Annotated in this window: 12 protein-coding genes and 1 pseudogene; 7 read left to right on the forward strand and 6 right to left on the reverse strand. The window is 63.8% G+C overall.

The genetic code is table 11. From position 1 onward, the window contains the following. Positions 1-220: 220 nt before the first annotated feature. Positions 221-1,663 (forward strand): coniferyl aldehyde dehydrogenase, encoded by a 1,443-nt coding sequence (locus MHEC_RS07915; RefSeq protein WP_048893209.1) that lies wholly within the window; start codon positions 221-223, stop codon positions 1,661-1,663. On the opposite strand, the gene MHEC_RS07920 is transcribed toward MHEC_RS07915, so the two are convergent. From MHEC_RS07920 to MHEC_RS07930, 3 genes are all read right to left on the reverse strand, one after another. Next, on the reverse strand, positions 1,650-3,305 hold the full coding sequence (locus tag MHEC_RS07920; RefSeq protein ID WP_048893201.1) for an acyl-CoA synthetase: 1,656 nt from the start codon (positions 3,303-3,305) through the stop codon (positions 1,650-1,652). The genes MHEC_RS07915 and MHEC_RS07920 overlap by 14 nt on opposite strands. A 259-nt stretch (positions 3,306-3,564) precedes the next feature. After that, a complete protein-coding gene (locus MHEC_RS07925; protein ID WP_048893200.1) occupies positions 3,565-4,182 on the reverse strand; it encodes a cysteine hydrolase family protein in 618 nt (205 codons plus the stop codon). After that, entirely contained in the window at positions 4,179-5,171 is a 993-nt protein-coding gene (locus MHEC_RS07930) for a Rieske 2Fe-2S domain-containing protein (RefSeq protein ID WP_048893199.1), read from the reverse strand. The genes MHEC_RS07925 and MHEC_RS07930 overlap by 4 nt, the downstream gene beginning before the upstream one ends. A 78-nt stretch (positions 5,172-5,249) precedes the next feature. On the opposite strand from MHEC_RS07930, the gene MHEC_RS07935 reads away from it, so the two are divergent. From MHEC_RS07935 to MHEC_RS07945, 3 genes are all read left to right on the forward strand, one after another. Next, positions 5,250-5,693 (forward strand): nuclear transport factor 2 family protein, encoded by a 444-nt coding sequence (locus MHEC_RS07935; RefSeq protein WP_048893198.1) that lies wholly within the window; start codon positions 5,250-5,252, stop codon positions 5,691-5,693. Between the two features lie 101 nt (positions 5,694-5,794). Beyond that, positions 5,795-6,922 (forward strand): acetylxylan esterase family protein, encoded by a 1,128-nt coding sequence (locus MHEC_RS07940; RefSeq protein ID WP_071700461.1) that lies wholly within the window; start codon positions 5,795-5,797, stop codon positions 6,920-6,922. Further along, entirely contained in the window at positions 6,919-7,989 is a 1,071-nt protein-coding gene (locus MHEC_RS07945; protein WP_048893196.1) for a TIGR03857 family LLM class F420-dependent oxidoreductase, read from the forward strand. The genes MHEC_RS07940 and MHEC_RS07945 overlap by 4 nt, the downstream gene beginning before the upstream one ends. A gap of 26 nt (positions 7,990-8,015) precedes the next feature. Here the strand turns inward: MHEC_RS07945 and MHEC_RS07950 are convergent, their stop codons facing one another. After that, positions 8,016-9,512: an acyl-CoA carboxylase subunit beta gene (locus tag MHEC_RS07950; RefSeq protein WP_048893195.1), complete on the reverse strand. Its 1,497-nt coding sequence runs from the start codon at positions 9,510-9,512 to the stop codon at positions 8,016-8,018. 108 nt (positions 9,513-9,620) lie between these two features. Between MHEC_RS07950 and MHEC_RS07955 the strand changes: the two genes are divergently transcribed. From MHEC_RS07955 to MHEC_RS07965, 3 genes are all read left to right on the forward strand, one after another. Continuing rightward, positions 9,621-10,079, forward strand: a complete 459-nt coding sequence (locus MHEC_RS07955) for a pyridoxamine 5'-phosphate oxidase family protein (RefSeq protein WP_048893208.1) — start codon at positions 9,621-9,623, stop codon at positions 10,077-10,079. 74 nt (positions 10,080-10,153) lie between these two features. Beyond that, on the forward strand, positions 10,154-11,212 hold the full coding sequence (locus tag MHEC_RS07960; protein ID WP_048893194.1) for an LLM class F420-dependent oxidoreductase: 1,059 nt from the start codon (positions 10,154-10,156) through the stop codon (positions 11,210-11,212). 11 nt (positions 11,213-11,223) lie between these two features. Then, a complete protein-coding gene (locus tag MHEC_RS07965) occupies positions 11,224-12,444 on the forward strand; it encodes a cytochrome P450 (RefSeq protein ID WP_048893193.1) in 1,221 nt (406 codons plus the stop codon). A 13-nt stretch (positions 12,445-12,457) separates the two neighbouring features. On the opposite strand, the gene MHEC_RS24075 is transcribed toward MHEC_RS07965, so the two are convergent. After that, positions 12,458-12,601: a DivIVA domain-containing protein gene (locus tag MHEC_RS24075; protein ID WP_372507313.1), complete on the reverse strand. Its 144-nt coding sequence runs from the start codon at positions 12,599-12,601 to the stop codon at positions 12,458-12,460. 21 nt (positions 12,602-12,622) lie between these two features. Further along, positions 12,623-12,751 (reverse strand): annotated as a pseudogene (locus MHEC_RS24080) (DivIVA domain-containing protein); the annotation flags it as partial. Between the last annotated feature and the right edge of the window lie 96 nt (positions 12,752-12,847).

The following is a 12,847-nucleotide window of genomic DNA, read 5'->3' on the forward strand; positions in this document are numbered from 1 at the left end:
CTTCCAGCCCCATCCACGGGGCCACAGGACTCTAAAACAAGGCGGACTCATTCACCGGGAACACCCCAGCTGCTCCCGGCCTCGGCTACAGGATCGTACTGTAAATATTACAGTAAATGATATCGGCCTTGCTGCGGTTGCCGTAAGCTACTAAGCCATGAGCGCAGTCGATGACCGGGTTGACGGCATTACCGAGCATCATCGGGGCGAACTCGAGGCGATGCTGGAGCATCAACGAAAATCCTTCATCGACGACGGACCACCCACTGTCGCCGTCCGGCGTAACCGCATCGATCGGTTGCTTGCGCTGGTTCTGGACAACACCGACGCGTTCGCCGACGCGATGGCCACGGACTTCGGCACCCGCTCGAAGGCCGCGTCATTGTTCACCGAGGTTGTCGGCATGATCCCGGTCATCGAACACACCAGGTCGCATGTGGCTCGGTGGATGCGTGCCACCAAGCTGATGCGCGCGGCCAGGTTGTTCGGTTTGCGAGCCGAGGTTCAGCCCTGCCCGTTGGGTGTCGTCGGGATCATCGGTCCATGGAACTTTCCGCTGAATCTCGTGGTGCTACCGGCATCGGCCGCATTCGCCGCCGGAAACCGGGTGATGATCAAAATGTCGGAGATCACCGCGCACACCGCCGAGTTGATGAAAAGCACCGTCCCAAAGTATTTCGACTCGGCCGAACTCGACGTCGTGACCGGTGGGCCTGATATTGCGGCCGCCTTCGCATCGCTGCCGTTTGATCACCTCTTTTTCACTGGCTCACCGTCGATCGGCGCGCTGGTGCAACGCGCGGCGTCGCAGAATTTGGTTCCGGTGACTTTGGAGCTCGGCGGGAAGAACCCGGTCGTGGTTGCACCCGAGGCTGATATTCGGCGCTCCGCGGCCCGGATCGCTTCAGCCCGGATGGTCAACGGCGGGCAGGTTTGTGTGTGTCCAGATTATGTGTTCGTGCCGGAAAATCGGGTCGAGACATTCGTCGACATCGTGCGTCAAACGTTGCGCGAGATGTTTCCGACGATCCTCACCAACGGCGATTATTGCTCCTGTGTCAACGAAGCCAATTTCGACCGGGTGCTGGAATTGATCGAAGACGCGCGCGCCAAGGGTGCCCGGGTGGAGGCCGTCGCGCCCGATGGTGAGGCTCTTCCCAATCGTGCGGCGCGCAAGATCGCACCCACCATCGTTCGCGATATCGACGAGCGGATGAAGATCGCCGAGGAGGAGATCTTTGGCCCGGTGCTCGCGGTGATGAGCTATGCGAGTTTGACCGATGCCATCGACTACATCAACGCACACCCGGCCCCACTGGTGGCGTACTGGTACGGGCCCGAGAACGAGAACTTCCGGCATTTCCTCCGGCGGACGCAAAGCGGTGGAGTTGCTCGCAATGATTTTGCGGCGCAGATGATTCCGTCTGCAGCTCCGTTCGGCGGTGTGGGTCGCAGCGGCATGGGCGCCTACCACGGCAAGGCAGGTTTCGACACGTTCAGTCATTACCGCACAGTGGTGGGGTCCGACCTCCCGTTCAGTGTGACCGGAACGGCCGCACCGCCTTTCCGCCGTTCGACGCTGCTCTACGCCGACGCGATGCTGCGGCGGGCGCACCGTCGAACGCGGCGCCGGCTCGAAGCTGCAGCGGCTAGCCGTCGCTGACCGCCTGCTCGCGGGCCCAGCGGTAATCGGCTTTGCCCGATGGGCTGCGCTCGATCACCGGGCGGAACACGATCGCCTTCGGCAATTTGTAGCGGGCGATGGAACCGGCGGCGTGCTCGATTAATTCACGCTCGCTGGCTTGAGCGCCCTCGGCGAGTGCGACGATCGCGACGACTTCTTGGCCCCATCGATCACTGGGCCGCGCCGCTACCACCACGTCAGCCACTGCCGGATGAGACGCGATCGCCGTTTCAACCTCCTCGGCGAAAATCTTTTCGCCGCCGGAGTTGATGCACGCCGAGTCGCGGCCGAGCAACTGGATGGAGCCGTCGGTCAAGTGGCGCGCCCGGTCACCGGGTATCGCGTAGCGGACGCCGTCGATCACGGGGAAGGTGGCGGCCGTCTTGGCGGCGTCGCCCGTGTAGCCCAGCGGCACGTAACCGCGCTGCGCGAGCCAGCCGACACCGTCGTGGCCCGGCTCGAGCACACGACTGAGGTCGTCGGCGACAACGCAGGTGTCCGGACCGGGGTTGAACGTGCCGGTCGATACCGTCCCGGTCATTGACAGGTGACTCATCTGTGCACCGGATTCCGAGGAGCCGACACCGTCGACGACGACGAGGCCCGGACGGGCCCGTATCAGCCGCTCTTTGACATGCGGAGTCAGCAGGGCACCGCCGTTAGCCACGACCGCCAGCGACGATAGATCCGCGTTGCCCTTCTCGATGGCCGCTGCCAGCGGCCGGGCCATCGCGTCGCCGACCACGGTCACAGCCGCCACCCGCTCACGCTCGATGGTTCGCACGACCTCGTCGGCGTCCAGGTGGTCCACGACTGTGGGGAAGACAATCGACTGCCCGGTTGTCATCGCCGTCATCACGCTCCACTGGGCGGCGCCGTGGATCAGCGGCGGCAGGATCATCAATTTGGTTCCGGGTCCGGCGCTGGCGCGGGCGACGAGTTCGGCGTACGAGCCCACCGGTTGTCCGGTGATCAGGTCTCGTCCGCCGAATGAGGTCATGAAGATGTCGTGCTGACGCCACAGCACACCTTTGGGCATTCCCGTGGTGCCCCCGGTGTATAGCACGTACAGGTCATCCGGGGAGGGCTGCACAGGAGGCGGCCCCGGTGAGCCGGATCGGATGATGGCGTCGTAGTCGACCGCACCGTAGATGAGGTCATTGCCTGAGTCGTCGGCGATTTGGATCAAGACACGCAGCTGCGGGAGATCGGGAAGCACTTCGGCCACTCGCGGGGCGAACGCCGCGTGGTAGAGCAGCGCGCTCGCGCCGGCGTCGGCCAGCAGATACTGCAGTTCGCTTTTGACGTAGCGGAAGTTGACGTTGAACGGCGCGACCCGCGCCCGGAAGGCTCCAAGCAATGCCTCCACGAATTCGGTTCCGTTGTAGGCGTAGATGCCGATCAGGTCCTGGCCCACCTCGTGGCCGGTGAGCGCCGAGCGTTCGGTGTGACAGCCCAGTCCGCGGGAATGCAGGTATGACGCGAGTCGGTTGGACCGATCCACGACTTGGGCATACGTGTGGCGGCGTTGGCCGTGGATGACCAGTTCCCGATCAGGGAACGCGGTGCTGACGGCGTCGGCGACGGCGGGAACCGTGAATTGTGTTGTGGGTTCTGGCATTGGGCCTCTCATGGCTGGTGCGGTAGCAATCGGGTCATCAGGCCATCGGCCTCGCTCAGCAGGGTACCGTCAAGAGGCTTCGTCGTTGCGGCGACGAGCGCTTTGCCACTGTCCAGACGGGGTGATGGGGCCGGGCGCCACCCGCAACTGGCAGATGGCGTTGAGCCGTTCAATAATTGCTGCGGCGCCGCGACGAGGCAGGGGTGTCTGACCGGCTTGAGCTTTCGGAACCCGCCGCGAACATCCGATGTGGCGTGGGTCACGGCTGATTCCAGATGCTGAGCAGCTCGTCGGTCGTGGTGAGGGTCGCGAGCAGCGACAGCGTGTTGTCAATAATCGCCGCGGCGTACTCGGCGGGAATACCGGCGACGGCGTCGCGGGGCACGATGACGTGATAGGCCGCGTTGACGGCGTCCATCACAAGGTTGGGAATTGCGACGTTGAGCGAAACGCCGACCGCGACGATGGTAGACACGCCTAGGTTACGCAGGATCGCATCGAGATCGGTGCCTCCCATCGGCCCGACGCCATGCCAGCGGTGCAGGACCAAGTCGGTTGGTTCCGGCCCTAATTCGGGCAGCAACGACGCGCCCGGGGTGCCAGGAGCAATGTCGACGCTGTCGGAAGAGATGCTGAAGATCTTGGCGTTGTGGTTGGAGCCGCGGCCGTCGTGCCGTCGCTGCACCAGACAATGCACAACATGGACTCCTGCGGCCCGCGCTGCCGGCAGTAGCCGTACGATGTTGGGCAGTGCGACTCGTCGGGCTTCTTTCGCCAGTGCGGCCAATCCGGCATCCGGGCCGATGACCGCGCCCTGGCACTCCTGGGTAACGATCGCGGTGTGCCCGGGTGCCGCGAGTTGTGGGAGCGTCGTCATGTCGGCACGTCGTAGAACTGAGTCGCCCACTTACGCAGCGCCATATAGGGTTTCGCATCCTGCTTGGCCAGCGGGGGGCGCTCGACGTATTTTTGATACCGCCAGATCTTTAGGTCGTCCCAGACGGTGGAGAGAAACTGCTGCTCGATGCGTTTGCGCAGCGGTTCCGGTGGTACCTCGGAGTCGTCGCCGGCGAGTCGGGGCCACCAGATGGAGTAGAAAAGGTCCGAACACTCGTCGTCGACCGGTGTGCAGGTGAATATCAACCGGTGGTTCTGCACCCCTTCGAATGCGCTGATCGCGCCGCCGAGGCCGAACAAGTGGCTGTGGAAACGCAAAGCCATCTTCTCCGGGTCGTCGCTGCTGGCGTCGGGCCAACCCGCCACGAATCGCCACTCGTGGTCAATGATTTGCCAGTCCAGTACCCGGGGTGTCACCGTGGCGTGATGCACGTACTCGAAATGAGCACTGTCAGGAGCGTTTTCGGCCACGATCTGCGGATGTACCGGCTCGCGCTGCACACGGCGGGAGAACTCGGGGTAGGCGCGATAGTAAGCCGCGGGGTCGGTCTCGAACTGCGGGAACTTGTGGAAGATGTCCGGCATTTCCCACTGCGGTTCCTTGCCCTGGGGTTGGTGCCACACAAACACACAGTCGTACTGCTCACGCACGGGGAATACCCGCAGGCGCAGCGCCCGGTTGGGCCGGTCCGGCTGGTAGGGGATGTAGCGGTTAGTGCCGTCGGGTCCCCACCGCCAGCCGTGAAACGGGCACTGGACGCAATCGCCCACCACCGTGCCGCCGTGCCCGATATGGGCACCAAGGTGCTTGCAGTGCGCTTCCAGGACATGCAGTCGGCCGTCTGCATCACGGTAGGCGACCAGGTCCTGGCCGAAGTAGTGCAGCGGCCTCACCTCGCCGACCGGAAACTCGGGCGACCAGCCGATCATGAACCAGCCGGTAACTTTCCAGGTGAACGGGACCTTCACGCCGGCGCCCTTCCTGAACGCTCCCACTGATACTAAGGACGTTACAGTATAGATTTCAGCTCGAGGAGAGGTTACCGGGTGGCCGACGACCTTGAAGCGATCCACCAACTGAAAGCGCGCTACTGCCGCTTCCTCGACACGAAGGATGTCGAGGCGTGGCGCAGCGTGTTCACTACCGATGTGGTAGTGACGCTGGATATGGCCGTCTCTACCGGCGGAGCGGATCCGATGACGGCCCCGCCGGTAGAAGGCGTCGACAACTTCGTTCCCACCGTGATGGCCGGACTCGAGGGCGTAGCCACCATGCACCACTGCCATACACCTGAGATCACTTTCACCTCGCCCACGACCGCGTCGGGCATCTGGGCGATGGAAGACGTGCTGATCTTCGGTGACGGTCGTGAGATGCACGGCGCCGGCCACTATCACGAGACATACGAAAAGCAGGAGGGCGTGTGGCTGATCAAAACCCTGCACCTGACTCGGACGGTGCTGCGGATGCTGCGCACTCACCCAGCGTGAAACTGTTGCAAGGGTGTGCCTCCACGTTCGCAACCGTTTCACGCTGGGTGCTCGAGCTGAGTAGCGGCCGCTCAGATTCGGTCTCGTAGGAGATGACGACCATGGCGGTAACAACGCGTGTTCTCGACGTCACCCGCGAGTTGGCCCTGGTGCTGCCGCGCACAGTGTCTGGGGTCACCGAGTCAACCGGCTGGTCGAAAGCGTCCCCACGCGGGATCCGCCAGTTCGGTGAAGTGATGTTGGACGAGCTTGTATTGACCGGCTTTTCGGTGCTGGCTGGCGACGTACCAAAGACTGTGGGACCGCTAAGCGCCTACACTTGCGTGGCCGAAGAACTATCGGGTCTTAGCATCGAGAACGCCCATGCCGACCCCGAACCATTGCGAGTGCGTAACATCCGTCGGCGCCGCATCGGCACGCTGGCCTACGAGCAGCTGAAGTTCGAACACACCCCGGCGCTTCCCGCCGCGTTGCAGGCCACAGGTTTGGGCGGTCCGGCGACCGCGGTGGTACACCTGTGCCGGCATCATGACGGACCACGGCCGTGGTTGGTGTGGGTCCATGGCGCGGGCCAAGGCCGACCGGACGACTTGCTGATGTCGCGAGCCGGCCGCATACAGCACAAACTGGGCGTCAACGTCGCGGTACCGGTGCAGCCCGGCCACGGTAGCCGTCGTCGCCGGTGGCCGCCCTATCCCGGTATCGATCCGATGATCAACGTGGCAGGCATGATGCGTTCGGTATCGGAGGTTCGCGCCCTCGTGCGCTGGCTGCAGCCGCAGGCGACCGCGGTTGTCGTATCCGGGGTTTCGATGGGCAGCCCGGTCGCAGCGTTGGTGTCGCATTTGGAGAAGCGGGTCGACGGCGTCGCACTCTACACGCCGATCCTGGGCCTCAATGCGATGATCGCGCGGCACCTGGAACGCTGGGGTTCGTCACGGCACGCGCTCCGCGAACTCTTGGGTTCGCCGGTGGTGTCGGCGCTGACGTCGGTGATCGATCCGCTGAGAGTCGAGCCGATGCCGCCGCCAGCGCGACGGCTCATTGTGGGCGCCTGGCACGACCGGATGGCGATGCGCGAACCCGCCCTTGCGTTACAGCGGCGGTGGGGTGGCCAATTTTATTGGTACGACGGCAGTCATGTCGGTCACGTTTTCTCACGGCGGGTCCAGGCTGTCTCTGAGCGTTTCCTGCAAGGGGTGATCGAAGAAGTGGGGAGGGACGCTTGAGCGATCGCGTTCTTGACGAGCTGGGTTACTACCTGTTGGCCGGAGCGGGCGGCGAAGGCCCCGCAACCTTGATGAGCGAGGCCCGCCGTGGTGAGGAGCTGGGCTTCGGTACCGCGTTCATCTCCGAACGCTGGAACGTCAAGGAAGCGTCGTCACTCGTCGGCGCCGCCTGCGCGGTGACCAACCGGATGCAGATCGCCACTGCCGCAACCAATCACAACACACGCCATCCACTGATCACCGCGTCGTGGGCCACTACGATGCACCGGCTGTCCGGAGGACGCTTTACGCTGGGCATCGGTCGCGGGGTCGCGCCGATGTATGCGGCTTTCGGCATGCCGGCGGTGACAACTGCACAGATGGAGGATTTCGCGACCGTCATGCGCCGGTTGTGGCGTGGCGAGGTGATCCTCAACCACGACGGCCCGATCGGCAAGTACCCGGTTCTGCTACTCGATCCCGACTTCGACGAAGACATCCGGCTAGCGCTTGTCGCATTCGGTGCCAAGTCGCTTACATTGGGCGGCAGAGTTTTCGATGAGGTCATTCTGCATACTTATTTCACGCCGGAAACCGTCGAGCGCAGCGTGCGGACCGTCAAAGACGCGGCTGAGCGAGCCGGGCGCGACCCGGCCACTGTGCGGGTGTGGTCATGCTTCGCCACGGTCGGCGATCACCTGCCCGAGGAGCTTCGGCTGAAGAAGACGGTGGCTCGCCTGGCCACCTATCTTCAGGGCTACGGCGATCTTCTGGTCCGCACCAATGGTTGGGATCCTGTCGTGCTGCGGCGATTTCGGGAGGACCCGGTCGTGACCTCGATAGCCGGCGCGATCGACCAGAAGGCCACAGTCCAGCAGATCGAGCACATTGCGACGTTGATCCCCGAGGAGTGGCTCGAGCCGTCGGCCACCGGGTCGGCCGAACAATGCGTGCGGCGCATCCGCCAGGAGTTCGACTACGGCGCCGACGCGGTGATCATGCACGGCGCCACACCCGACGAACTAGAGCCCGTCGTCGCCGCATACCGGGCGAGCAGACGCAAACGCACCCATTCCGCGGCGAAATAGGGTGCTTTGGCATCTGCTCGGCACCTTTACGGCATGATCGCGGTCCGGGTGACCGGCTCGGCGACAGCCTGGCGGGCGTACAAACCTCGCTGCAACGAAACCAGAAGTGCATCACGGGTCTCGCGCGGATCGATGAGCTCGTCGAAGCCCATGTGCTCGGCCGACCGATACGACGCCTCCAGCTCCGCTTTTCGCAGTTTCGCCGAAAGGTCTTCACCGGCGTGCGAGGCACGACTCAATGCCGCAGCGCTCATCGCGCCCATCGTCGCGCCCGGATAGGCGAACGTCGCCACCTGGTCGTCGAACCCGATCAACGACATGACCATGGAGCCGAACCCGTACGCTTTGCGTAGGGTGACATGCAATTTCAGGGTGGTCGCCACGGTCTGAGCGGCGAACATTCGCGCGCCGCTGCGCAGCACGCCGTCGCGTTCCGAGCGGCTGCCGGGTAGCATGCCGGGGTTGTCGGCCAAAAAGACGATCGGCAAGTGGAACGAGTCAGCCACCATGATGAAATGTGCTGCCTTGTCAGCGGCCTCGGCGTCGATCGAGCCGGCCAACACCTTGGGCTGGTTGGCGACAACCGCAACCGGGTGACCTCCCAGATGGGCCAAGGCACAGATGATCGCCGGGCCGAACTTCGGCTGGATCTCGAACCAGTCAGGCCGGTCGAACACAACGTCGAGCACGGCGCGCATATCGTAAACGCGGCGGTTGTCGCGCGAGACGATATCGAGCAATTCAGGTGTCGGCCGCGGCTGGGCGGCGTCGTCGGCGGGCAACGACGGCGGATACGACCAGGCGCTGGACGGAAAGTAGGACAGGTAGCGGCGGATCGCGTCGAGAACCGCTGCGTCGTCGTCGGCGACATTGTGAATTACCCCGCTGGCCAGCGCAACATCGGGTCCTCCGAGATCCTCTTTGGAAATGTCTTCTCCGGTCGACTCTTTGACGACCGGCGGCCCGGCGGTGAAAATCGCACCCTGGCGGCTCATGATCCGGAAGTCGCATACCGGAGCGACCAGCGCCCCGTGACCCGCCGAGGACCCGAGCACGGCTGCGACGGTCGGCACCCGCCCCGAGCAGCGGGCCTGGGCCAGCAGATCGGTCGGTGTGCGCCCGTAGTGCGCACCGGTTGGCCGGAAGCCGGCACCCTCCAGCAACATGACGAGCGGAACCTTGTCGCGCAGGGCGAGTTCGGCGATGCGGTAACGCTTGGAATTGCTGCCCGGCGCGATGGTGCCGGCCATCGTGGTGAAATCTTCTGCGCCGACCATCACCGGGGAGCCGTTGATGCAGCCCGAACCCGCTACGATCGCGTCGGCCGCGACTTCGCCGCCGACCAGTGTGCCGAGCTCACGAAATGTGCCAGGGTCCAGGAGTCGTTCGATACGTGCGCGGGCGTCGAGCTTGCCTTTGCTGCGGTGCTTGGTGAGCCGTTCGGGCCCCCCCATGCCGCGCGCGTGCTGACGACGGCTGTTGAGGTCGTCGAGCGTCTCCTCCCAATCGCGGGGCCTGGTCATGCTCCTGTCCTAACTCGTCGCAGGCGATCGCCGAATCGAGCCGACGTACTGAACTGCTTACTGTAGCGTCGGCGAGAGTAATGGTCACCGGCGGATGGAGTGAGCACCATGATCCGATTGACGACCGAGGAGGCGTGGGACGTCGTCGCGGGCTCGCATACCGGAATTCTGACGACGCTGCGCCGCGACGGCATGCCGATAGCGCTGCCGGTGTGGTTCGTAGTCGACGACCATACGATCGCGCTGATGACGCCGGCCGGCACCAAGAAGATTGCCCGGGTCCGGCATGACCCGCGGGCGTCGTTTCTGGTGGAGTCGGGTGAGCGCTGGGCTGAGCTGCGCGGTGTCCATTTCACCGGCCGCGTGGACATCGTCGATGACGCGGCGGCCACGGCTCGAATCAATGACGCGCTTAGCGCTAAGTACGCGGCGTTCCGCCCGCGACTCGACACCCTTCCAGCGGCGACCCAGTCCTACTATGCGAAGCAGATTTTTCTTCGTTTCGTCCCCGATTCGCGCATCCTGACCTGGGACAACTCGCGCCTCGCTACAGGTCAGAAACGTTGACCCTACCGAACGGCTTACTGTAGCTTACTTAACATGAGTCGTGGGTGCTGTGCGCGAGCGGGAAACGCACACGGATGAGCGCCACGGTTAGGTCGAGCCTCAAGGTCGATGGTGGCATTTCCAGTCAGCTCACTCGCGTGCCGCAGGCAGCGGCCGGGCTTGAGCGGCAAGGCTATGACGGTTGCTGGACAGCTGAAGTCAACCATGACCCGTTCCTGCCACTGGTGTTGGCCGCCGAGCACAGTTCGAACATCGAGCTCGGTACAAGCATTGCGGTGGCCTTCGCTCGCAACCCGATGACCGTTGCGAACATCGGCTGGGACCTCCAGGCGTACTCGCGCGGACGGTTCATTCTTGGTCTCGGCTCGCAGATACAGGCGCACATCGAGAAGCGGTTCAGCATGCCGTGGGGTCAACCGGTGCGCCGCATGCGTGAGTTCATCGCCGCGCTGCGGGCAATCTGGGCCGCATGGCGCGACGGCACACCGTTGCGCTTCGAAGGCGAGTTCTACACCCACAAACTGATGACTCCGATGTTCACTCCGGAGCCGCAACCCCACGGGTTTCCCAGGGTGTTCGTTGCCGCGGTCGGCGAAGCGATGACCGAGATGTGCGGCGAAGTCGCCGACGGCATGCTCGCCCATGCCTTCACCACGAAGCGGTATCTCGACGAGGTGACGATTCCGGCGTTGCAACGCGGAATGCAGCGTTCTGGTCGCAACCGCACCGACTTTCAGCTCTCCTGCCCACTGTTCGTGGTGACCGGAGTGAGCGACGCTGAGTTGGAGGCCGCCGCCGCCGGCACGCGTAAACAAATCGCCTTCTACGGATCGACGCCCGCGTACCGCAAGGTTCTCGAGCTGCACGGGTGGGGCGACCTGCAAACCGAGCTGCATGAGCTGTCGCTGCGCGGCAAGTGGGACGCCATGGGCGCGCTGATCGACGACGAGATGCTGAACACTTTCGCGGTGGTAGCCGAGCTTGATGAGCTCGCCGCCAAGATCAGAGATCGATGCGACGGCGTCATCGACCGGGTCATGCCGAGTTTGCCGGCCGGCCTGTCCGAGACCGCTGTCCGCGCCGTTCTGGACGACTTGCGGGGCCAACCCAAGGCAGTGAGGAGTAGCCCATGAGCACACGGACGATGGATGAGGCCGCCAAGTTGCTGGCCGACCCGCTGGCCTATACCGACGAGCCGAAATTGCATGCGGCGCTGGCTCATCTGCGCGCTAATTCCCCGGTGTCGTGGGTGGACGTGCCGAACTACCGGCCATTCTGGGCGATCACCAAACACGCCGACATCATGGATATCGAGCGTGACAACATGTTGTTCACCAACTGGCCGCGGCCGGTCTTGACCACCGCGCAGGGTGATGAGCTGCAGGCCGCCGCGGGCGTGCGCACGTTGATCCACATGGACGACCCGCAGCATCGAGTGGTGCGTGCGATCGGCGCGGACTGGTTCCGCCCGAAGGCCATGCGAGCGCTGAAGGTTCGGGTCGACGAACTGGCCAAGATCTATGTCGACAAGATGGTGGAGGTCGGCCCCGAGTGCGACTTTGTCCAAGAGGTCGCAGTCAACTACCCGCTCTATGTGATCATGTCACTGCTGGGCATCCCGGAGGCTGACTTCCCACGGATGCTCAAACTGACACAGGAGCTGTTCGGCAGCGACGACACCGAGTTCAAGCGCGGTACCACCAATGAGGATCAGTTGCCCGCTTTGCTTGATATGTTCCAGTATTTCAACGGCGTAACCGCGTCGCGGCGCGAACACCCGACTGAGGATCTCGCATCGGCAATCGCCAACGCCCGCATCGAAGGTGAGCCGCTGTCGGACATCGACACCGTGTCGTACTACCTGATTGTCGCCACCGCGGGCCACGACACCACCAGTGCGACCATCTCCGGTGGCTTGCACGCACTCATCGAAAACCCGGACCAGCTCGACCGGCTGCGCAACGACCTGTCACTTATTCCGCTGGCCACCGAGGAGATGATCCGCTGGGTCACCCCGGTTAAGGAATTCATGCGCACCGCCGCCGCGGACACCACTGTGCGCGGCGTGCCGATCGCAGCCGGAGAATCGGTGCTGCTGTCCTATGTGTCAGCCAACCGCGACGAAGAGGTCTTCGACGACCCGTTCCGGTTTGACGTCGGGCGTGATCCCAACAAGCACTTGGCATTCGGCTACGGCGTGCACTTCTGCCTGGGCGCCGCGTTGGCCCGCATGGAGGTCAGCAGCTTCTTCACCGAGCTGCTGCCGCGCTTGAAATCCGTCGAGCTGACCGGAGATCCGCAGTTGACCGCGACGACCTTCGTCGGCGGGCTCAAACATTTGCCGGTCCGCTACTCGTTCAAGTGAGCTCCCAGCTTCGCTACGTGTTTTCCCGGGTCTCGCGACGCTTCAGTGTGTCCTCAACCCGGTCGAGAAAGGCGTCTACCTGGTCTTCGTTGTAGCCGCGTTTTCCCAGGGGAGGCTTGGTGAAAGCCACGTTGCGAACGTCGTCGGGGGTCAGCATGTTTGCCGCTGCCGGATCGCGGAGCGCTGCCTCAACCCGGTCGAGAAAGGCGTCTACCTGGTCTTCGTTGTAGCCGCGTTTTCCCAGGGGAGGCTTGGTGAAAGCCACGTTGCGAACGTCGTCGGGAGTAAGAGGGCCAAGCCCCGTCAATTCGGGGTGCCACCTGCTGCGATCCTGTTCGATGGGTGGTGCTTCATGAGCCCAACCGCGTGTCGATTGACGCATCTTCTTGCCGAACAACGACAT

It is taken from the genome of Mycobacterium heckeshornense (genome assembly GCF_016592155.1).
Classification (GTDB): domain Bacteria; phylum Actinomycetota; class Actinomycetes; order Mycobacteriales; family Mycobacteriaceae; genus Mycobacterium; species Mycobacterium heckeshornense.